This is a genomic window from Flavobacterium sp., assembly GCF_035299245.1.
Taxonomy (GTDB): Bacteria; Bacteroidota; Bacteroidia; order Flavobacteriales; family Flavobacteriaceae; genus Flavobacterium.
Window position 1 is genome coordinate 140,771 of the sequence record NZ_DATGWY010000019.1, and the last position, 25,084, is coordinate 165,854.

Annotated in this window: 12 protein-coding genes; all 12 read left to right on the top strand. The window is 35.3% G+C overall.

Annotated elements, in window-relative coordinates:
• Window positions 1-8 precede the first annotated feature (8 nt).
• On the top strand, window positions 9-1,466 hold the full coding sequence (locus tag VK161_RS13260) for a glycoside hydrolase family 30 protein (RefSeq protein ID WP_324215268.1): 1,458 nt from the start codon (window positions 9-11) through the stop codon (window positions 1,464-1,466).
• Between the two features lie 18 nt (window positions 1,467-1,484).
• On the top strand, window positions 1,485-3,260 hold the full coding sequence (locus VK161_RS13265) for a cellulase family glycosylhydrolase (RefSeq protein ID WP_324215269.1): 1,776 nt from the start codon (window positions 1,485-1,487) through the stop codon (window positions 3,258-3,260).
• A gap of 7 nt (window positions 3,261-3,267) precedes the next feature.
• Entirely contained in the window at window positions 3,268-5,493 is a 2,226-nt protein-coding gene (gene bglX / locus VK161_RS13270) for a beta-glucosidase BglX (RefSeq protein WP_324215270.1), read from the top strand.
• A complete protein-coding gene (locus VK161_RS13275) occupies window positions 5,494-7,449 on the top strand; it encodes a sialate O-acetylesterase (RefSeq protein ID WP_324215271.1) in 1,956 nt (651 codons plus the stop codon).
• 428 nt (window positions 7,450-7,877) lie between these two features.
• Window positions 7,878-9,716: a carbohydrate binding domain-containing protein gene (locus VK161_RS13280; protein ID WP_324215272.1), complete on the top strand. Its 1,839-nt coding sequence runs from the start codon at window positions 7,878-7,880 to the stop codon at window positions 9,714-9,716.
• A gap of 334 nt (window positions 9,717-10,050) precedes the next feature.
• On the top strand, window positions 10,051-11,556 hold the full coding sequence (locus VK161_RS13285) for a tail fiber domain-containing protein (RefSeq protein WP_324215273.1): 1,506 nt from the start codon (window positions 10,051-10,053) through the stop codon (window positions 11,554-11,556).
• Between the two features lie 209 nt (window positions 11,557-11,765).
• Complete coding sequence (locus tag VK161_RS13290; protein ID WP_324215274.1) at window positions 11,766-14,573, top strand: helix-turn-helix and ligand-binding sensor domain-containing protein; 2,808 nt, start codon at window positions 11,766-11,768, stop codon at window positions 14,571-14,573.
• 268 nt (window positions 14,574-14,841) lie between these two features.
• Window positions 14,842-17,979, top strand: a complete 3,138-nt coding sequence (locus tag VK161_RS13295; RefSeq protein ID WP_414655429.1) for a glycosidase — start codon at window positions 14,842-14,844, stop codon at window positions 17,977-17,979.
• A gap of 17 nt (window positions 17,980-17,996) precedes the next feature.
• Window positions 17,997-19,412, top strand: coding sequence for an Ig-like domain-containing protein (locus VK161_RS13300; RefSeq protein ID WP_324215276.1), 1,416 nt, complete (start codon window positions 17,997-17,999; stop codon window positions 19,410-19,412).
• Between the two features lie 37 nt (window positions 19,413-19,449).
• Window positions 19,450-20,256: a glycoside hydrolase family 16 protein gene (locus VK161_RS13305; protein ID WP_324215277.1), complete on the top strand. Its 807-nt coding sequence runs from the start codon at window positions 19,450-19,452 to the stop codon at window positions 20,254-20,256.
• A 125-nt stretch (window positions 20,257-20,381) separates the two neighbouring features.
• On the top strand, window positions 20,382-23,813 hold the full coding sequence (locus VK161_RS13310; protein ID WP_324215278.1) for a hypothetical protein: 3,432 nt from the start codon (window positions 20,382-20,384) through the stop codon (window positions 23,811-23,813).
• Window positions 23,813-25,063, top strand: coding sequence for a glycosyl hydrolase family 17 (locus VK161_RS13315; RefSeq protein WP_414655430.1), 1,251 nt, complete (start codon window positions 23,813-23,815; stop codon window positions 25,061-25,063). Before VK161_RS13310 ends, VK161_RS13315 begins: the two co-directional genes overlap by 1 nt.
• Window positions 25,064-25,084 lie beyond the last annotated feature (21 nt).

Genomic DNA, 25,084 nt, shown 5'->3' on the forward strand with positions numbered 1-25,084 from the left:
ATTAATTTATGAGAAGAATAGTTTTAAGCCTATTTCTATGTTCAACTATAGTTGCTTTCTCTCAAAAGAAAACTTCAACACCAGTTGCTTATTCTGCCAAAAATAAATCAGTAACTATTTACACTACTGCCGATAGCACTAATCTAAAATTATCAAAATCAGAAGGTCTTTTATCGTTTTCAGAAATGAAGCAACCTTTAGAAACTCAAGTTTGTGTTTTTGTTAATCCCGATAAAAAATTTCAAACATTTCTGGGGATAGGCGGAGCTATAACCGATGCGAGTGCCGAAATCTACGCGAAATTATCTGCCGAAAAGCAGAAAGAATTTATTGAGGCTTATTTCAGTAAAGACAAAGGCATTGGATACAATGTGGTTCGAACCAATATGAACAGTTGTGATTTTAGTTCAGGAAGTTACACTTACGTTGAAGAAGGCGACAAAGCCTTAAAAACATTTTCAATTGAAGTAGATAAAAAATACAAGATTCCACTGATCAAAAAAGCAATGGAAACCATCGGTAAGAACGCCAATTTTTACATCAGTCCATGGTCGCCACCCGCTTTTATGAAAGACAATAATAACATGCTTTTGGGCGGTAAATTATTGCCCGAATTTTATCAGTCGTGGGCCAATTACTATGTAAAATACATCAATGCGCTACAAAAAGAAGGTTTACCTGTTTGGGGTTTGACGGTTCAAAATGAACCCATGGCGAGACAGCGTTGGGAATCGTGTATCTACACAGCAGAAGAAGAAAGGGATTTCCTTAAGAATTACCTCGGACCAACTCTGGTAAAAGCAGGTTTAGGAGATAAAAAAATTACGGTTTGGGATCACAATCGCGACTTGATTGCGCAACGTGTTAACACCATTTTATCCGATCCTGCCGCGAGTAAATACGTTTGGGGAATCGGTTTTCATTGGTACGAAACTTGGAATGGGAGTAACCAAATGTTTGAAAACATCGGTTCGGTAAACGAAATGTATCCATCTAAAAATCTCATTTTTACAGAAGGGTGCATCGAAAAATTCGACTCCAAAAAGTATCAATTGTGGGCAAATGGAGAACGTTACGGTAAATCCATGATTAATGATTTCAATAACGGAACAGTAGCTTGGACCGATTGGAACATTCTTTTAGATCAAAACGGCGGTCCCAATCATCAGCAAAATTTTTGTTTTTCACCCATTCACGGAGATACTAATACAGGTGAATTAATTTATACACCATCGTATTATGTTATCGGACATTTCTCGAAATTCATTAACAAAGGAGCCAAAAGAATCAGCAGTGTTTCCAGCAGAAGTCAGTTGTTAACAACCTCATTTTTAAATCCGGATGGTAAAGTCGTAACCGTAGTTTTGAATCAAAGTAATCAAAAAATCATGTACAACTTATGCATCGGAACAAATGCAACCGAAATTACTATTTTACCACATTCCATTCAAACGTTGATTTACTAATACTCAGACAAATAATTTATGAAAGTATTTTCTAAGAAAGCATTCTTCGGAACTGCCGTACTACTGTTTTTTTTGTGTTGGTCAAGTATTTTGTCGGCACAAGAATTTCTTCATAGAGACGGACAGAACATTGTAGATGCTAATGGAAATCCCGTTTTATTGCGTGGCTTAGGTCTTGGTGGATGGATGGTTCAAGAAGGATACATGCTCAAGACAGGTGATTTTGCCGGACCACAACACGTCATTCGCAAAAAAATAACAGAATTAATTGGTGAAGAAAATACGGCCAAATTCTACAAAGCATACAAAACTAACGGAATAACGAAAAGAGACATTGATTCGCTTGCGGCATGGGGATTCAATTCCGTTCGACTGCCCATGCACTATAATTTGTATACGTTACCAATCGAGCAAGAAAGAGTTGCAGGAGAAAATACATGGTTGGAAGAAGGTTTTTCCATGACGGATTCGCTTCTGAATTGGTGTGCAGCGAATAAAATGTACCTCATTCTCGATTTACATGCGGCACCGGGCGGACAAGGAAAAGATGCCAATATTTCTGATTACGACGAAACAAAACCATCGCTTTGGGAAAATAAAGCCAATCAGGATAAAATGATTGCTTTTTGGAAGAAAATAGCTTTACGATACAAAAATGAGCCTTGGATTGGCGGTTATGACATCATCAACGAACCCAATTGGAATTTCTCAGGAACCAATAAAAATGGTTGCGATGAGACTTTAAATGCACCACTTCGTACATTGCAAATGGAAATCACCAAAGCCATTCGCGAAGTCGATCAAAAGCATCTCATCATTATCGAAGGAAATTGCTGGGGAAATAATTACAAAGGTATTTTTCCTCTTTGGGATGAAAATATGGCACTGAGTTTTCACAAGTATTGGAACTATAACGATCAAGGCAGTATTCAGCAAATGCTCGATTATAGAAAAGAACACAATGTGCCTATTTGGTTGGGCGAAAGTGGCGAAAATTCTAATGTTTGGTTTAGAGATGTCATCAGTTTGATTGAAAAAAATAATATCGGTTGGGCTTTTTGGCCAATGAAAAAAATTGACAATATCGCAGGTGTAACATCGGTGGTAAAAACATCAGGTTATGATAAATTATTGAATTATTGGGAGAAAGGAACTGAAAAACCATCTTCAGAAGAAGCCTTTACAATCTTGATGAAAATGGCTGAAAATTACAAAATGGAAAATGTAATTGTTAAAAGAGATGTGATTGACGCTATGTTCAGACAAATTCAATCAACAGAAACTAATCCTTTCAAAAAAGTGAGTTTACCCGGAATTGTTTTCGCAACTCATTTTGATTTAGGAACTCACGGATTTGCTTATTCAGACAATGACACAGCCAATTATTGGGTATCATCAGGAAAATCAACCGAATGGAATAAAGGCCATCAAATGCGCAATGATGCGGTCGATATCATTCAGTGTAATGACAATAAAACTAACGGATTTGCTGTTGGTTTTATCGAAAAAGACGAATGGCTACAATATACGGTTGAAGTTGTAAAATCAAATAAGTATGAAGTTGCGATTCGATACTCTAACGAAAAGGCAACTGGAAAACTCTATTTGGCAGACGAAAAAGGAAACCCAATTTCTGAACCAATTGCACTTCCTTTTTCAGGTTCAGGAAATGAATGGAAAACGGTCACTTTAAAAAATGTTCAACTTCAAAAAGGAATTCAAAAAATTAGAATTTACTTTGTAGAAGGCGATTTTAATCTTAACTATTTCGAATTTAAAAGTCAAACCAAATAATGTCTTTATGTTGAAAAAAACTACCTTATTCTTATTTCTTCTCTCATTTTTCATCGGATTTTCACAGCAAAAGACCATCGATCAAAAAGTAGAAGAATTATTGAAGAAAATGACTTTAGAAGAAAAAATTGGTCAGCTCAATCAATACACAAATGATGCGAATCCAACTGGACCTTTAGTGGTAAACCCGAATAAGCAAAACGAAATCAAAAGTGGTTTGTTGGGTTCAATGCTCAATGTAAATGGCGCCGAAAGAACGCGCAAGTACCAAGAATTAGCCATGCAATCCCGATTGAAAATTCCACTGCTTTTTGGTTTGGACGTGATTCACGGTTACAAAACTACATTTCCAATTCCGCTCGCAGAAGCCGCAAGTTGGGATTTGCAAGCCATCGAATTGAGCGCTCGAATTGCAGCCGTTGAAGCTTCCGCTAGTGGTATTCATTGGACTTTCGCTCCTATGGTTGACATCGGTCGCGACCCGCGTTGGGGAAGAGTAATGGAAGGCGCAGGAGAAGATACGTATTTAGGTTCTAAAATTGCTTTTGCTCGTGTAAAAGGATTTCAAGGTAAAAAGTTAGGCGATTTGAATTCGGTAATGGCGTGTGCTAAGCATTTTGCGGCTTATGGCGCCGCTGTAGGCGGAAGAGAATACAACTCAGTTGATATGAGTAATCGAATGTTGTGGGAAACCTATTTGCCTCCATTCAAAGCCGCAGTTGATGCTGGTGCCGCTACTTTTATGAATTCCTTCAACGACATCAACGGAATTCCGGCAACGGGAAATAAATACATCCAACGTGACATTTTAAAAGGGAAATGGAACTTCAAAGGCTTTGTAGTTTCCGATTGGGGTTCGATTGGCGAAATGGTTACGCACGGCTATTCTAAAGACGATAAAGAAGCTGCTTATGCTGCCATTACAGCTGGAAGTGATATGGATATGGAAAGTAACGCCTACCGCAACAATTTGGCACAATTGGTAAAAGATAATAGAGTTCCAATGACAACTATTGACGATGCTGTTCGACGAATTCTTCGCAAGAAATTTGAATTAGGGTTGTTTGATGATCCGTATCGTTATTCCAATCAAGAACGGCAAAATGAAGCGCTTTCTAATCCCGAGCACAGCAAAATTGCCAGAGAAGTGGCAGCAAAAAGTATCGTTCTATTAAAGAATGAGAAAAATGTCTTACCTCTTTCAAAAGAGACCAAAACAATCGCTTTTATTGGTCCAATGGTGAAATCCAAAAGAGACAATCACGGGTTTTGGTCCATCGATTTAAAAGAAATTGATTCTACTTATATCGTTTCGCAATGGGAAGGTTTACAAAATAAAGTGGGTAAAAACACCAAACTTCTTTATGCCAAAGGTTGTGGTGTTTTAGACGAAAGTAAAGCAGGTTTTCAAGAAGCCATTGACGTTGCTAATCAATCGGATGTGGTGATTTTAAGCATTGGCGAGCGTCACAATATGAGCGGTGAAGCCAAAAGTAGAAGCAACATTCACTTACCTGGTGTTCAAGAAGAATTGGTTAAAGAACTTCAAAAAACAGGCAAACCCATTGTTATTTTAATGAACGCAGGAAGACCTTTAGTCTTCAATTGGACTGCCGATAACATGCCAACAATTCTCTATACGTGGTGGCTCGGAACTGAAGCTGGAAATGCTATTGCAGATGTGCTTTTTGGCGATTACAATCCGTCGGGTAAATTGCCCATGACTTTCCCAAGAGATGAAGGACAAATACCAATCTATTACAATTATTTTAATACAGGGCGACCTTCGATAAATGAAGATAAAATGTACAAGTCGTCTTACATTGATTTGCCAAACACACCGCAATTTTCATTCGGACACGGTTTGAGTTATACTACATTTGGTTATTCGGATTTGAAATTGTCAAAAACCAAAATGAAGTCGTCTGAAACCATCGAAATTTCATTAAAACTTACAAATACAGGAAAAATTGCTGGTGAAGAAGTAGTTCAATTGTACCTTCATGACCGATACGCGTCGGTGGTTCGACCGGTAAAAGAACTTAAAGATTTTCAAAAGATTAAACTGGAAGCAGGCGAGTCTAAAACTATTACATTTATTATTGATAAAGAAAAATTGTCGTTTTATAATAGTGATTTAAAATGGACAGCAGAACCAGGAGAATTTGGCTTAATGATAGGCTCATCCTCTTCGGATATTCGTTTGCAAAGTCAATTTGAACTGATAAAATAAATGAGGAAAGCCAACTTTTTTCTTTTGGTAGTTGTTCTAAAATGCTTTTCTATAGAAGCAAAAGTCACCATTGCATCCATTTTTTCTGATAATATGGTGCTGCAACGCAACGTACAAATTCCTGTCTGGGGTTCGGCCGATGCCAATGAAAAAATCACGGTGCAATTCCACAATCAAACTCAAACTACCAAAGCTGACAAAAACGGAAAATGGATGGTTCGATTACAGAATGAAAATGCTGGCGGTCCATTCACATTAAAAATTACAGGAAAAAATACCATTCAAATCAATAATGTTTTAGTTGGTGAAGTTTGGATTTGCAGCGGACAATCCAATATGGAATGGTCAGTCGGTCAGTCGGACAATCCCGAAATTGAAATTCCAAAAGCCAATTATCCAGCCATTCGACACATCAAAATTGACCGTCAAATCAATTCCTATCCCAATGCTAATTTCCTATCAAAAGGCTGGGAAATTTGTTCGCCCAAAACAGTTGCTAATTTTACAGGTATTGGCTATTTCTTTGCACAAAAATTACAAAATGAAGTGAATGTTCCCATAGGAATAATTAATGCCTCTTGGGGCGGAACCAACATCGAAACGTGGATCAGTCGTGAAGGTTTTGAAAGTAGTGACGAGTTTAAAGAAATGATCAGTGAAATGTCAAAAATAGATTTGGATGCGCTCTTAAAAATCAAAATGGAAATCGCTCAAAGCCGAATTGAAACCATTCAAAAATCACCATTTTCTGCAGAAAAAGTGTCCTTTTTTAAAGAAATGAGTTTTGATGATTCCCATTGGCCAGAACTTTACCAACCGAAAGCTTGGGAAGAACAGAGTTTGGGTAATTTTGACGGAATTGTGTGGATTCGCAAGCATTTTTCAATCAGCAAAGAACAACTCAATAATACAATTTTTATTGAAATCCCAGCAATTGACGATAATGATATTACTTACGTGAATGGGACGCAGGTCGGTAAAACCGACGGTTGGGATGTAAAAAGAAATTATTCTGTTCCAAATTCAATTCTGAAAGAAGGCGATAATGTAATTGCCATCAGAATTGTTGATACTGGTGGCGGAGGTGGAATTTATGGCAACTCCGATGCGCTAAAATTACGTATTGGAATAAGCGAAATTTCATTAAGCGGTACATGGAAATTCCAAGTAGAAAGTATTAGAAATAGTGTCAATGAAAATGAGTTTCCTTCGCTTTGTTACAACGCCATGATTCATCCTTTGATTCCGTTTGCATTCAATGGAGTTCTTTGGTATCAAGGCGAAAGCAATGCTTCAAGAGCGTATCAATACCAAAAAGCATTTCCATTATTAATCAATGATTGGAGAACTAAGTGGGCAACTGATTTTCCGTTTTATTTTGTTCAATTGGCTACATTCAAAACCAATGGAAATAGCAACGAAGGTTGTGATTGGGCCGAACTTCGCGAAGCACAAGCAAAAACCTTGTCGCTCAAAAATACCGCAATGGTTGTTACTACTGATGTGGGAAATCCAAACGATATTCATCCAAGAAATAAAAAAGAGGTCGGAAACCGATTGGCAGCCAACGCTCTAAATAATTTATACAACAAAAAACAGATTTGTACAGGTCCAACATTTTCATCATTTAAAACAGAGAATGAAAAAGCAGTAATCACATTTGAAAATTTAGGTTCTGGGTTAAAGACTAACGACAATGCCAATTCAGTTTTAGGCTTTGAAATTGCTGGAGATGATCAGGTTTTTTATAAAGCCAAAGCCAAAATTGTAAATGGTAGAGTAGTTGTCTCTTCTGATGAGGTTGCAAACCCAGTTGCGGTTCGATTTGGGTGGATTGGAGATGCGTCAGCATGCAATCTTTTTAATAATGAAGGATTTCCAGTTGTTCCATTTAGGACTGATAACTGGACATTAAGTACTGAAAAATTAAAATATTCTTTTATTACACCAAAATAAACTAGCCAATTCTATATAAGAAGAAGCTTAAAAGTTGACTACTTTAAAATTACTGTAATAAAATTGCAATTAGCTTAAGCTATTAATTATAGTATACACTTATTGTTACTGAAAACATAAATTTTATATTCTTAAAATAAGAATCTTTTTTTAAGAATATAAAAAATAAAGTCCATTTCAATTGTTTTTTTCATTCTTTTTGAACTATAAATCTTTGTATTATTATAATTTTACCTATACATTACTACAACGATATAGTGATTTTGTTTACTTTTATTTTACTTCTATTAGACTCCAAAGCCCCATAAAGTCTCGTGTTTAGAGTTTTTTTGCTTAAAATTCTGTTGTATAGTTTTTATATAGTCGCACAAAAATTGTATTAGATTACATTAAAGTTAACTTTACTAAAAATTAATAATCTACAAATTATGAAAAAAATTACTTTCTTTTTATCAATCCTGTTTTGTTCAGTATCCTTTTCGCAGAATATTGTTTCAAACGGAGACTTTAGTGGTGGTTTAAGCTCTTGGACTACATATCTGGCCGATTTTGCTGGAGTAAGTGCTACAATTAACGCAACAAATAATGAAGCAAATGTTGTAAGTATTGTGGGTGCTGGTGGTGCAACTTGGCATGTGCAGCTTAATCAAGTATTAACATCTACTCAAATTGCAGCACTTACTGCTGGGCAGACCTATAAAATTACTTTTGATGCTAGAGGAGCAAGTGCTCGTCAGTTGAAATTGTATTTTGGTGAAGATGGTGGTGGATTTGTTGCAATCCATCAACAAGACTTTAACTTAACTTCTACTATGACAAACTATGAAGCAACTTTTGTAGTAGGTCAAACTTTTGGTGCAATGAAACTCGGTTTTGAAGGTGGTTTAAGTAATGTTGATCTTTTTATCGATAATGTAACCTTGGAACTAGTTCCAACTACACCTCCACAATTAGACTTACTTTTAGGTTTTGAGACATCAGAAACTGGAGGTGTAAACGGTGGTCCTTTCGGAAACGGACCTGCACCAGTATTAGAGGCTGGTACAGGTTCAAATACTTCACAAGTATTAAAAATAGTTGGAAATCCTACAGGTGAGCCATGGCAAGGAATTAATCTGAATTTGACTGATTTAGTAGATTTGACGGATACCAAAACAATGACAATGGATGTTTTTTCTGCAGAGCCAATAACATTTTTGGTTAAAGTTACTGGCGGTGTTGGTGGTCCAAACGTAGTTGCTGCATCGGCTTCACATCCGGGTGGAAGTACTTGGGAAACGGTTTCATTTACATTTAATACTGCATTAGATGGACAAGCAGCTCCAGCCAATGGTACTTATAGCGGATTTGTAATTCATACCTACTGGGCTCCAGGTGCTGTAGGCTTTTTTAATCCAACTATCCCAACACCAGAACGTACTTTTTATGTAGATAATATTAGAGGTCCATTAGGTACTCCTCCTGTTATTCCAGAGCCAGCTACAGCTGCTCCAACTCCGCCAGCAAGACCTGTTGATGATGTTAAATCTATTTTCAGTAATGCCTATACTCCAATCACAGCGATGGGTTATACAGGAGAAGATAATACTTTTAATAATTCATGGTGTCCTGGAAACACAACATTGGTTTCTATAGCTGGAAATGATACTAATTTAGTTACAGGTTTAGGATGTGAAGGAGTTACATTTTTAAATGGAAGATTTGATGCTACAGCTTTTACTCATTTCCATTTGGATATATGGACTGCAACGGCTACACAAGATAAAAGTTTTAATTTCAAGTTTTCAAACTGGAATGGTACAGGAGGCGAAGTTAATGCTATAGAATATTCAGCTAATAATTCAAATATTCTACCAAGTACAAATCCAGGAACTTGGATATCAATTGATTTACCTCTATCTAGTTTTCTTCCAATAAATGGTGCAGGTAGAAATGACTTGGTGCAATTTGTAATTACTTCAGATTTAGGAACAGTTTATTACGATAATTTGTATTTGCATAAAAATACTATATCTTTAGGTAATTCTAGTTTTGAAGCTTCAAACATTAAAATGTACCCTAATCCAGCATCAACCTTGTTAACAATTGATGCAGAAGAAGCGATTGAAAAAGTATCTGTATTCAATTTATTAGGTCAAGAAGTAATTTCTGTAAGTCCAAGTAATGAATTAGTTACCTTGGATGTTGCAAGTCTTCAAACAGGAATATACGTTGTTAAAACAAATATCAACGGAGTAATTTCTTCTACAAAATTCATCAAAGAGTAATTTGATTTGTGATACTAAAGGCTGTCTTTTGGGCAGCCTTTTTTATTTCATTTTTTCTCGATAAATAATTCTAGCTTGATAAAAATTAAAAATAAATTCCAAGGACTGTAATTAATTGTAAATCATTGTTGTAATTATAGTTTGTTGAATCTTACTAAAAGTGATTAATATAAAAGAATACTTTATCACTCATTCTATTGGACTGTGTCGGAATATTGAATTAGTAAAAACAAAATTTGAGGTTAAACAAATAATAAATATAAGTTAAGTGTCTTATTGTTAGTATTTTAAAAATGCACATTTAGATAATATTAACAATAAAAATCTTTTTAAAATGAAAAAAATTACAACTGTTTTAGCACTACTAGTTGCTTCTTTTGGTTTTGCACAAAACCAATCTTTTTCAGCAGTTCAATCTTCCATCACAACTCCAATTGGACAACAATTTAGTGGCGGAGAGATTTTTCGATTCAATCCAGGACTAGTTACTCAGTTAGACAATGGTACTGCATTTGATTTTACATCAAGTCGTTGGTTTTCTTTTGGCCGACTCAACACAGGAACTCAAACTGTTTATGGTATGCGTTTTCAATTACCCAATAAAGCGCTGACTTTAGGCTATCAGGATTTAGCCGATTTGAACCCGAGACTTCAATGGATAGGTTCTGGTACAGGTTTGGGTAATTTTGAGTTTAGAGCTGCTAACAGTTTTACATCAACTCTTTCTACTTTGGTCGCAACCATGACGAATGATGGGAATACGTACTTTGGAGATGCCTTATTTACAGGAACCAAAGTAGGTATTGATTACAAAACTAATACAGGGTTGTTTCTACGAACTACCTACAGTTCTAGCAACACAATAACCGGAATTAAAATGCAGTTCAATACCAATACTTATATTAAAGAAGCTATAAACATAGATTATACTGGAAGTTCGTATGCCAACTTTGGTATTAATATGAATTTATCAGGCGCAGTCAATAGTCAAGGAATTTCTACCACTGTATCGGGATCTTCTTCTTCAACAGGAATTAATTCTACAGCAAAAGATGCTTCTAACAATGTCGCTGTTCGAGGCACAATTAGTAATGCGGGAAGTTTTGGTGCTGCAATTTATGGTATCTCACCCACAACTAATACCAATTGGCATGCGGGTTTATTTGATGGAAAAGTTGTGGTTAATGGTTCATTTTCAAATCCATCAGATGAAAAACTGAAAAAAGACATCAAAAAAGAAGAACAAATTTTAGAAAAATTAATGCAACTAGACCCAGTTAATTACAATTTTGCACCTAATGATAAAATTAATCTACCAGAAGGATTGCAACACGGATTTTTGGCTCAAAATATTGAAAAAGTTTTCCCTCAATTGATTATCCCAGTTAAATCTCCAACCTTTAATAAAGAAGGAGAAGTTATAGATTATTATGATTACAAAACAGTAAACTATTTGGGAATAATATCATTATTAACCACTGGAATTAAAGAATTAAACCAAAAAGTGGCTTCACTTGAACAAACGGTTGAAGAATTAAGAAATAACAAGTCTTCTGATAAAGGAACTAATTCGGCCGATGATGAAACCAAATTTTCATTAGAGCAAAACGTACCCAATCCATTTGAGAACCAAACAGCAATCAATTATACTTTACCAAGAAATACTCAAGCCAGCTTGGCTATTTTTGATATGACAGGAAAATTAATTAAAGAAATAAATTTGGTTAACCAAAAAGGACAAATAATAGTTCAGGCTAGTGAAATAGGACAAGGAATGTTTTTGTTTAGTCTGGTTTCAGGTAATCAAGAGATTATAACTAAAAAAATGATTGTTAAATAAAACAATTCCAGTTCATTAAAAAGCAAAAACGTTTCTCTAAGTTTGAAGCGTTTTTGTTTTAAAATTAATAATAGAGATTAAAAATCAGTTTGTTATTGATGCTTTTTTTTACCCACATAGCAATTAAAATTAATGGACAACTTTTTAAGTTAAATCCCTTTTTTTATATATTTTTACAGTATTCAGTCAACTTTAACTAATATACTACTTTGAAGAATAAAATACTATTTTTTGTATCGGTTCTATATTTTTTTAATTCCTATTCACAAGAGTTGCCACCTATTGTAAAGTACAACTCTTCCGTCTATAATGCTGGGAATCAAAACTGGATGATTTCTCAAGACAAGAATCACTACATCTATTTTGCCAACAATGAAGGATTATTAGAATTTAATGGCTCTTCTTGGAACCTTTATAAGTCACCCAATGAAACAATTGTACGCTCTGTAAAAGTTATTGGGAATAGAATATATACAGGTTGTTACATGGAATTTGGATATTGGTCCAGACAAAATGACGGCACTCTCAAATACACATCATTAAGTAATAAAATCAAAACAAAAATATTAGTTGATGAGCAATTTTGGAACATCATCAATTATGATCAATGGGTTATTTTTCAATCACTCAACAGGATTTATATTTACGACACTAAGTCAAATAAATTCAAAATCATTGTTCCTGAAAGCAATATTTTTAAATCGTTCAAAACGTCTAATTCTATTTATTATCAAACGGTTAATTACGGATTATTCGAAATTGAAAATGGTAAAAACAAACTCCTTGTGAGTAATTCATTATTAAAGGATAAAAAAATAGTAAATGTTTTCGCTAGTGATGAAGGCTTGATAATTCACACTCAGTTCAATGGTTTTTATAAGTTGTCCAACGGAAATTTACTTAAGTTAAGTACCGAAGCCGATAGCGATATTGCGGCGAGTAGTGTCTACAGTAGTCAAATGATGAGTGATGGTAGCTTTGCTGTTGGAACAATTTCTAATGGTGTATTCATTTTAACTAAAGAAGGAAAAGTGAAATACCACATTACCCAAAGCAAAGGTTTGAGCAACAATACAGCATTATCTCTTGAAGAAGATTTTGATAAAAACTTATGGATTGGTTTAGATAATGGTATCAATTGCATCAATTTGCAATCCCCAATAAAAAGTTATTCGGATGATACTGGAATGTTAGGAACGGTTTATGCCTCAATTTTGCATAAAGGTAAATTGTTCATAGGAACCAATCAAGGATTGTTTTATAAAGAATATCCAAATGGCGGAGAATTTAAATTCATCAATGGAACAAAAGGACAGGTTTGGTCGCTTTTCTCGTACGATGGAACTCTATTTTGCGGACATGATTCGGGTACTTATGTGGTTGAAAACGATACTTCAAAACTTATTTATTCCAAATCAGGAACTTGGAAGTTTGAACAAGTACCCAATAACAAAAACGCAATACTTCAAGGTAATTATTACGGGATTTCAGTATTAGAGAAAGTGAATAATCAATGGATTTTTAAAAATAAAATCGACGGTTTTGATTATTCTTCAAAATATTTTGAAATTACCTCAAATAATCAGGTTTTTGTGAGTCATGAGTACAAAGGAATTTTTCGTTTTCAATTGGATTCTAAATTAACCAAAGGTGTTAATTTATTTGCCTATTCTCAACCAAAAAAAGGGAAAAATGCCAGTATAACTAAATTCAATAATTCCATTTACTATGCTTCAAAAGATGGAATCTTTAAACTCAATGCCAAGACCAACCAATTTCAAAAAGACGCTTCGTTGAGCACTATTTTTGAAAATGAAGAATATACTTCAGGTAAGCTTATTCTGGATAACTCCAATAAATTATGGCTTTTTTCAAAGAGTTACATCAATTATTTTACACTGAATAAACTGAGTTCTGATTTAAAGAAAAATGCCATTTCCATTCCTTCATCGCTTACCAATTCGATGTTAGGATACGAAAATATTACTCAACTTTCAAATTCGGTTTATCTTATTGGTACTACCGATGGTTATTACACGATCAATATCAACGATTTAGGTTTCAGAAATCACAGCGTTTCCATTACCAACATCAGTATCAATAAGCACAATGAGAAGTTGACCAGTTTTTCAATTCTTGAACCAGGCGAATTCAAGTACGATGAAAACAATGTTACCTTCAGCTATACTGTTCCGGAATTCAACAAATACATCAATGCCGAATACCAATACCTTTTGGAAGGATTTCAAGAGGAATGGAGTGAATGGAGTTCGAAATCGACCATCAATTTTAAAAATCTACCTCCAGGAAATTATACGTTCAAAGTGCGGTCAAAAGTAGCCAATTCGCAACCAGAAAATGCCGCGGTTTATTCGTTTACAATTAAGAAACCTTGGTATTTAACCAATTTTGCTCTCATCTTTTATTTTTTACTGATTTGTCTTTTAGCTTATTACATCAACAAAGCCTACGAAAAATATTATTTTAAACAAAAACAAAAACTAATTGAAGAGAACAATTTATTGCTTGAAATTAAAGAATTAGAAAACGAACAGCAACTGATGAAATTGAGGAACGAACAACTTTCTCAAGATGTAGATGCCAAGAGTAGAGAACTGGCAGTCTCTACTATGAGTTTAATTAAGAAAGACGAGCTACTCTCATTAATTAAAGAAGATTTGAAGAAAACTTCTGAAGAGCCAAGTTCAAGAAGTATTCTCTCAGTTATAACCAACATCAATAAGAGCATCTCAGATGATAATTCGTGGAATGTATTCAAAGAGGCTTTTGATACTGCTGATAAAGATTTTTTAAAGAAAGTAAAACAGGCTCATCCATCTTTAACGCCTAATGATCTCCGACTTTGTGCTTATCTGCGTTTGAATTTATCTTCTAAGGAAATTGCGCCACTTTTGAATATTTCAGTACGGAGTGTAGAAATAAAACGCTACCGCTTGCGTAAGAAAATGGATTTACCTCACGAAACAGGTCTTGTTGAGTACATACTTTCGTTGTAATTGACTGATTTTTTGAAGTAATTTACCTATACATCACTACATCAATTGCTGTAAAAATTTAGATTAAATCGTTACTAATTGATTGTTTTTACAACTATTTTTTTTGTTTTTACCATCATGTTATTGTAAAAAATGCAAAAATGATGAGATGTATGTTTTTTGTTGAGGTTCTTTTTGATAATAATATAATTTTTAGTGTCTATTTTTATGAAATCATAAATGAGGTAATTATGTTGCCTCAATTTTAACTAATCTTTAAATCTTGAATATGTCAATTAAAAAAATTTTTCTTTTGCTAATTTTTTGGTGTCATTCCCATCTTGTTTTTTCGCAAGCTGATAAAGTGGTCGTTGAAAACAATAATTCTCAAATGAAACTTAAAGTCAACGGAAAAGACTTTATGATCAACGGAATGAATTGGGATTATTATCCGATTGGAACTAATTATTCCTATAGTCTATGGACTCAATCCGATGCGTTCATCAAACAAGCTTTAGATGAAGAAATGGGATTGTTAAAAAATATGGGTGTTAATACCATAAGAGTATATGCTGGTATGCCAAAACAATGGATTGAGTACGTATATAATAACTACGGAATCTATACCATGTTAAATCATTCTTTTGGTCGATATGGCTTAACCTTAGATGGAGTTTGGACTCCAAATACAGAGTATTCCAATGCCAAAACACAAGAACTTCTACTTAAAGAAGTAAAGCAGATGGCAACCGATTATAAAGATACCAAAGGTTTATTATTATTCCTTTTGGGTAACGAAAATAATTACGGACTTTTTTGGGATGGTGCTGAAACAGAAAACATTCCAATGGAAGATAGAAAATCGACAGCAAGAGCTCGCTCAATGTACAAACTATTCAACGAAGCTGTTGTTGCCATGAAAGGAATTGATTCTTCACATCCAATAGCCATTTGTAATGGTGATTTACTTTTCTTAGACATCATTGCTAAAGAATGTAAAGACGTCGATATTTTTGCTTCTAATGTTTACCGTGGTGTTTCGTTTGGCGATTTATACGATCGTGTAAAAAAAGAATACGGCAAACCAGTACTATTGTCTGAGTTTGGTTCGGATGCTTTTAGTGTTCTTACCAACCAAGAAGATCAAAATTCACAAGCTTTTTACTTAAAAGGAAATTGGAAAGAAATTTATGAAAATGCTGCAGGTCTTGGCAAAGCTGGAAACTCTTTAGGAGGTTTTACGTTTCAATTCAGTGATGGATGGTGGAAATTCGGTCAAACCAAAAATTTAGAAGTACACGATAGTAATGCTTCGTGGTCTAACGGTGGATATCAAAAAGATTTTACTGAAGGCGAAAACAACATGAATGAAGAGTGGTTCGGAATTTGTGCCAAGGGGCCAACTAATCCAAAAGGATTTTACCAATTGTACCCACGTGCAGCTTATTATGTGTTGAAAGATTTACATCAGTTCAATCCGTATGCAGAAGGAACAACTTTAGCTTCTGTAGCCAATCATTTTGACAAAACACAAATAATGGATGCGTCATTACGCGCTAGAGCAGATAAAGCCGCTCTTGAAAGTAATGATGGCGGAATTTTAAAAATAAGCAATTTAAGAGCTGAGTTTACTACATTCAATACGGGCGGAACTTTAATCACAACTCCTTCGGTTGATGATCCAAGCACAAATGCGTATCCAAACAAATTAGGTTTTGATCACATGGAATCCTACTACGTTGGTGTTGAGGGAAATCCAACATCTAACATGAAAGCCAATGTTAATGTAAACATATTAGGTCGTGTTGCCGAAAATCCAATCAATGAAATTTTTTACGAAAATAGAGGTAGAGCACAAACAGTAGTTACCAATGATGGAACCGTTTTAATGAACGATATAAATAGAGTTCAAGTGTACAATGCTTCTTATTCTTGGACTGCCAAAGATTTTGAAGTACGAGGTTTCTACAGAACAGGTCATTATCATTGGGGTTACGAAGGCGATTTCTTCGCATTATATCCAGAAGCCAATTACGGTCCTAATTTAGATATTTACAACGGAGAAACTCTTGGTTTTGAAGTAGATGGTAAAAGAAGTTTGAACGGTTTAAAAGCAGCTTTCGGACCACAATTATGGTGGGGAGCAAACCCAGCTTATTTACTTAAATATTCTAGAAAAATTGGTGCTTTTGATGCAACTGCAGTATACCACGAAGACATCGCAAACGCTTCAGCAGCTTTAACATCTATTGCAATTCCACTTCCAAAAACACGTAGAGCTACCATCCACTTTAAAACAAAAGTAGGAAACCTAGGCGTTGAGTTTGGTGGTATTTGGGGAGGACAACCTTTAAACGGTAGAGTTTTCCAATATGCTGTAGAAACTACTCCAGACAATTATACTGTATACGATGATAAAGTAAAATCGGAGGATAATTGGGGTGGAAAAGCTAAATTAACCTTTACCAAAGGTAAATTCAATGTGTATACTCAAGGTGCTATTATGGGATTAGTTGCCAATGGCGGTGCAGATAACGTGCAAACTTTTACAGGTTGGAGATTGAAAGACACTGGAAGTGGAAATCAAATGAACTTCTTGGCTGGTTTTACTTATAATGTTTCTACTAACCTACAAATTGCTCCTAACTTCTTGTGGCAAAAACCTCTCGTTGAAGCAATGCCAAATGGTGTAGCAGCGCCAGGAAGATTGCGTAATATCCAAGACGATCCTTTTGTAGTAAGAGGTAATAGAGAGACGATTGGAGGTGAATTACTTTTAACCTACGATCCAACTCCAGGAACTTGGATGTACGAATGGAACAACGATATGGTAGAAGATGCCAAATTCGCATTCAGTACAGGTTTTGTATATCGTAACTTACCAACCACTCAAGATGCTGCCATCGGATTTTTAAGTAATCGTACTGCTTTTGCTTTTGCATCATCGGCACCAGCTCAAGATTTGTGGGAATCCAATACTAGAATTGTTTCAAAATTGAATCCTAATTTTGGTATGATTGCTAATATTTATTTTGGTAACGGTCAAGCGAATGGTGATTCACAAAGAACCATCAATAGAATGGGTGGTGATTTAAGAATGATTTACAGAAAAGTAAAAGTAGTATCTTCGTTAAAATTAAACGATTGGGGACCATTTGATTACCATAGAGATTTCAACTTAACCTATCCACTTCAATCGTCACTTGATATTTCAACTTCGGTTGGAAAACCAAGCTGGTTTATTTTACCTGATACACGAATCGGAATTATGGGAATTTGGCGCTCGCTTGACCAGTATTCTCCAAGATATTCTCCAAACCAAACAGCAACAGAATTTGCAACAGAACCAATTCTATCTCCAGTAGGATTCGGTAAAGGATCAGAATGGGAAATAAGAACTTACATTCATATAAATATTGGAAAATAATTTAAAAAAAATTAAAGATGAAAAATAGAACATTTAATTATTTAAGAAACACTCTTTTCCTAGGGTTGGTTTTGATTGCCAATATTAGTTGTGAAAGAGAATTGTCGGATGACGCTTCATTATCAACTTTTCCTAAAACGGCAGAAGTCTTTTTAGATACTCCAATTGCTATGGGAAGTAATTTTTATCTTCCTTATGGTGATTCAAAATTTACAGCATTCTCTGTAGATGAAGAAGAAGGATACAATAGTAATGCTTCCATCAGAATTGATGTTCCCAATGCTGTAGATCCAGAAGGAGCTTATGCAGGAGCTATTTTCAGAGTTGATGGTGCTGGACGCGATTTATCAGGCTACGATGCATTGACTTTTTGGGCCAAAGCGTCGCAAGGAGTAAACATCGGTGAATTTGGTTTTGGTGAAGATTTTATCGAAAACAAATACATGGCCACAATCACCAACGTAAGTTTAGGTACTAATTGGACCAAAATCATCATCCCAATTCCTGATGCTTCAAAATTGACTCAAGAACGCGGAATGTTTCGTTATGCAGCGGGAACTCAAGGTACCAACGGATTTGGTTACACTTTTTGGATTGATGAAATTAAATTTGAAAAATTAGGAACCATCGCCCACGGTCAAGCTTCAATTATGAACGGAAGCAATGTGCAAGAAACCACTTTTGTTGGAGTAAATTCGAGTATTGAAAATGCTAAAGTTACATTCAATATGCCTAATGGTACCAATCAATCAGTAGCAGTTAGTCCGGCGTACATGACATTCACTTCTTCCAATCCTAGTGTGGCAACTGTAAGCCCAACAGGATTAGTAACTTCATTAAGTGCAGGAACAACAGTGATTACGGCTACATTCAACGGAACTACTGCTGCGGGTAGTCTTACCATAAACTGCGCAGGTACTTTTGTTCACGCTCCAACACCAACACGCAGTCAAGCTAATGTAATTTCCATTTTCTCAGATGCTTACAACAACGTTCCTGTGAATTATTACAACGGATATTGGCAACCCTATCAAACTACCGTTTCCAATGATTTTACAGTTCAAGGAGATAATATTTTAAGTTACTCGATTTTTAATTTTGTGGGTATGGAATTCAGTAATCCTACAATCAACGCTACTGCAATGACACATTTCCATATGGATGCTTTCATTCCAGGTCCAATTGCACCCGGAAGACAACTTAGAGTTATTGTAGTTGATTTTGGCGCAAACGGAGTATTTAGTGGCGGTGATGATACAAGACATTCAACCACATTTACGGCTCCTTTTTTAGTATCACAAAACTGGATTTCAATTGATATTCCTTTTTCGGCAATGCCTAACCTTGCCAGTAGATCACATTTAGCACAAATTATTTTAGAAGGTGGAGATAATTCAGTAATTCATGTAGACAATGTCTATTTCTATAACTAATTAAGACACTTTTATAACACTTATAAAGAAACTTAAAATGAAAAAAAATATAATTAGAAACGTTGTACTTATTGGTGCGTTATCTCTAGCTTTAGGATGCTCAACAGATGAAAAGCAAACAGTTGTAACAAAAACACAGTTGGTCTGGAGTGACGAATTTGATGCAACAGGTGCTCCTGATTCTGGCAAATGGAATTTTAATATTGGAACAGGTAATAACGGTTGGGGAAATAATGAACTTCAGTACTACACCGATCGTTCTCAAAATATTAAAGTGGAAGATGGAATGCTAAAAATAACAGCTCTAAACGAACTGTATTTAGGTTCATCGTATACTTCTGCACGAATTACCACCAAAGGGAAATTAGAGCAAAAATACGGTAGAATAGAAGCGCGCATCAAATTGCCTTGGGGTAAAGGTATTTGGCCAGCATTTTGGATGTTGGGTGCTGATTCAGATACTGTAATTTGGCCTCAATGTGGTGAAATTGACATCATGGAATACCTAGGTAATAATCCAACAACTGCTTTTGGAACGGTTCACGGACCAGGATATTCAGGAGGTGCATCCATCAGCAAAAGTTATACTTTACCAAACAGCAGATTTGATACCGATTTTCATGTTTTTGGAATCGAATGGGATGAAAACTACATCAATTATTACATAGACGATGTGCTTTACAATCAAATAACACCTGAAGATGTTCCTGGTGAATGGGTATTCAATAAACCATTTTACATCATTCTTAATATGGCCGTTGGTGGAAATTTACCTGGTTCTCCAAATGGCGACACTACTTTCCCTCAAACAATGCTAGTAGATTACGTTAGAATTTACCAATAAATAAATCCCTAACATAATGAATTCAAAATAACTTAATAGACTTTTGAAAAAGAGTCTGTTAAGTTATTTATATCAAAAATACGAACACCTAATTTATGAGCCAAAACCCTACAATATTAGATTCAATGTCAAGCAAAACCGTAGCAATGGATACTGTTTTTATCAATGGAGAACTGTTTTATAAAATCGTCAATCACGATCAAATGAGACCTTTTTTCATGAGTATCGTTAGTGATTCTAATCATTGGTTGTTCATCTCCAGCAACGGAGGTTTAACAGCAGGAAGGAAAAATGCAGAATACGCTCTTTTTCCCTATTATACAGATGATAAAATAACCGAATTTGCCGATATAACGGGAAGCAAATCAATCTTTAAAGTTCATTCTAATAATGAGGCTTTTCTTTGGGAACCTTTCTCAGAGCGTTTCAATGATACATACACTATTTCAAGAAATCTTTATAAAAACACCTACGGAAATACCATCATTTTTGAGGAAATTCTCCACGATTTTCAGTTGACATTCCGATACCAATGGAGCAGTTCCAATTTGTTTGGTTTTGTAAAGACATCCGAACTTATAAATGATTCAAGTTCAGATTACTCAGTTACTTTTTTAGATGGTATTCAGAATATCTTGCCTTTTGGAGTAAGCAGTGATTTGCAAGCGACTACTAGCAATTTAGTTGATGCATACAAAAGAAGCGAACTACACCAAGAAAGTGGTTTAGGAATTTTTGCACTCAGCGCAATAATTGTAGATAAAGCAGAACCGAGCGAAGCGCTAAAGGCGAATATTGCTTGGTCTTTGGGATTGGATAATCCAATTTATTTGGTGTCGTCATTACAAGTTCCAACATTCAGAAAAGGACTTGAAATTAAGCCAGAAAACGATGTTAAAGGAGAAAAAGGAGCTTACTTTATTTCATCCAATTTGAAATTATCTAAGAATTCTTCTAAAAGTTGGAAAATAATTGCCAACGTAAATCAAAATCAAGCACAAATTATCCAGTTGGCTGATGCTATTAGCAATGATGAAACTTTAGAAAACAAAGTGATTTCGGATATTGAATTGGGCATGCAAAATCTCATTGCTCTCAATGCCACTGCCGATGGCTTGCAATTTACCGCCGACAAACGAAAAGATACACGCCATTTTGCAAATGTGCTTTTCAATATCATGCGAGGTGGAATCTTTGATCACAATTATCAAATTGAAAAAGCCGATTTCACCAATTACATTTCAAAAGCAAATAAAACGGTTTTCGAAGCCAACGCTTCTTTTTTAAACAATCTGCCATCAACTTTTGATTATTTCAATTTACATCAACTAATTGCTACAATTGATGATGCCGATTTGATTCGATTAAGTATCGAATATTTACCGCTAAAATTCAGTAGAAGACACGGCGATCCTAGTCGCCCATGGAACAAGTTTTCCATCAACACCCGAAGCGAAATTGACGGTTCAAAAATCCTTGATTACCAGGGAAACTGGCGCGATATTTTCCAGAATTGGGAATCGCTTGCCAACGCTTATCCCGAATTTATAGACGGAATGATTCATAAATTTCTCAACGCTTCCACTTTTGATGGATACAATCCGTATCGTGTTACGAAAGATGGCTTCGATTGGGAAACCATCGAACCCGATAATCCGTGGTCGTACATCGGCTATTGGGGCGATCACCAAATCATCTACTTACTAAAATTTTTAGAATTCATAGAAAATTACCAACCGGGTAAATTGAATTCGTACTTTGATAAAGAGTATTTTGTATACGCGGCGGTTCCATATACCATCAAATCGTACCAAGATATTCTTCAAAATCCAAAAGATACCATTTTGTTTGATCACGAATGGGATGCCAAAATCAATAAAAGAAGGCTTGAGAATGGAGCTGATGGCGCATTGTTACGCGACAACAACGACGAAATTTACCATGTAAACTTTATCGAAAAAATACTGGCGACAGTATTGGCAAAAATGTCCAATTTTATTCCCGAAGCCGGAATTTGGATGAACACGCAACGCCCAGAATGGAACGATGCCAATAATGCACTTGTAGGAAATGGAGTTTCAATGGTTACGTTATGTTACTTGAGACGATTCCTTAAGTTCTTTCAACAATTATTAGATAATTCCGACCAAGAAACTATAAAAATTTCTAACGAAATGGTCGAATTTTATCATGCAATTAGAGAAAATCTTCTTGCTTTTCAACCGTTGCTTTCGCAATCCATCAACAATCAAGATCGAAAGAAAATTCTTGATGCTTTGGGTCAAGCGGCTTCTGAATACCGTCATCAGGTTTACAACAGTGGTTTTTGGGGTAAAAAACGTACACATTCAATGGCAGGTTTGAAGAAATTTGTGGAAGTGAGTATCGACTTTATCGACCATTCCATCAAAGCCAACCAACGCGAAGACAAATTGTATCATGCTTATAATTTAATGTCGGTTGAGAACGATGGTGTTTCGGTTTCGTATTTATCAGAAATGCTCGAAGGTCAAGTGGCCATTTTAAGTTCAGGGTTTCTCAGCGGAAAAGAATCGCTCGAAGTTTTAGACGCTTTGCGAAACAGTAGTTTGTACAGAGTCGATCAAAACAGTTATATTTTATATCCCAACAAAGAACTTCCAAAGTTTTTAGAAAAAAATACCATTTCAAAAAGCCATGTTGAAAAATCGAACTTGTTGAAAAAATTAGTCGATTACAACAATCAATTCATAATCAATCAAGATATAAAAGGGAACTATCATTTCAATGGTAATTTTAATAATGCAGATTCTTTAAAAAATGCTTTAAAAGAAATAAGCAATGACCCAGCATACAAGCAATTGGTTTCCGATGAAACTGAATTAGTATTGGGAATTTTTGAAGAAGTATTCAATCACAAAGCATTCACCGGTAGATCAGGTACTTTTTACGGTTATGAAGGTTTAGGTTCTATTTATTGGCACATGGTTTCTAAATTGCATGTCGCCGTTTTAGAAGTCATTAATCGTGCAACAAAATCCAATGAAAGTCAAGAGGTTATTGATGCGTTAATCAATCATTTTGATGCCATCGGCGCTGGAATCGGTGTTCACAAATCTCCCGAAGTATACGGTGCTTTTCCAACCGATCCGTATTCGCACACACCATCCAACAAAGGCGCTCAACAACCCGGAATGACAGGTCAAGTTAAAGAAGACATTCTAACTCGTGTTGGCGAATTAGGCGTGAAAATGAAGAACGGAAAATTACAATTTCAACCGACTTTCTTACTGAAAAAAGAATTTTTGTCTGAAACTACTATAGCTGATTTTGTTTTAGTTGATGGATCAAAAAAAACAATCACTCTCGAGAAAGACAGTTTGGCTTTTACGGTTTGTCAGGTGCCAATCATCTATAAAATTGCACAACATAATGCAATAGAATTGTACTATACAAATGGAGCAAATGAAACGGTTGAATCACTTGAATTGAATGAAAATCAGAGTAAAAAAATATTCCACAGAACAGGTGAAATTGCACTAGTGGAAGTGTTTTTATCAGAAGACAACCTAAGATAATGAAAAGGATCGCTTACATCATATTTGCAGTTTTTATATCATGTAACCCAAAAAGTACAAGAACTATAGTTTCAAACCCAATGACCGCCGAAAAAATATTAGGAAATGTAAATTATCAAGCCATTTGTTATGGTGGATATCGAACCAATACCAGGGAAAAACAACCCACCATTGCAGAAGTAAAAGACGATTTAAAGCTGCTGTTTGCAATGAATATTAAAGTCATTCGAACCTATAATGTTCACTATGCTGAAGTAGCCACAATTTTAAAGGCGATAACCGAATTAAAAAAAGAGGATGCTAATTTTGAAATGTACCTGATGTTGGGCGCATGGATAGATTGTAAAAATGCGTGGACCGAATTACCGCCCATTCACAATGAAGAAAGCCAACGTAATGCCATTGAAATAGAAGAAGCGGTTCGATTGACCAATCAATATCCTGATATCATAAAAATCATTGCTGTAGGAAACGAAGCGATGGTAAAATGGGCAACCAGTTATTATGTAACGCCCAATATCATTTTGAAATGGGTGAATCACCTGCAGAATTTAAAGAAGAATGGCAAGTTACCTAGTGATGTTTGGATTACCAGTTCGGACAATTTTGCTTCTTGGGGTGGAGGCGGAAGTGAATATCATGTAGACGATTTAAATCAACTAATTAAAGCCGTAGATTATATTTCGATGCATACTTACCCAATGCACGATACACATTATAATCCAGTTTTTTGGGGAATAAAAGAAAGCGAATCGCAACTAGCAGAAAAAGAAAAAGTGGATGCCGCCATGCTCAGAGCTCGCGATTATTCCATTTCACAATACAATAGTGTAGTAAAATATATGAAGTCAATCGGTGTTAATAAACCTGTTCATATTGGAGAAACCGGTTGGGCAACTGTGTCAAATGAGCACTATGGTAATGAAGGTTCAAAAGCTACCGACGAATACAAATCGGCGCAGTTTTACCATCTCATGCGACAATGGTCAAACAGTCAAAATATTGCGTGTTTCTATTTTGAAGCTTTTGATGAAAATTGGAAAGACAGTGGTAATCCGATGGGTTCTGAGAATCATTTCGGACTTTTCAATTTACAGGCACAAGCCAAGTTTGCGCTTTGGAAAGAGGTTGATAACGGAATTTTCAATGGTTTAACACGTGATGGAAAGCCCATTACCAAAACCTATAAAGGAGACGAAAAGTCATTGTGGATGGATGTGAAAGTTCCAACTGCAATTTTAAAGAATTAATTGCAATGATTCAATTGAAGT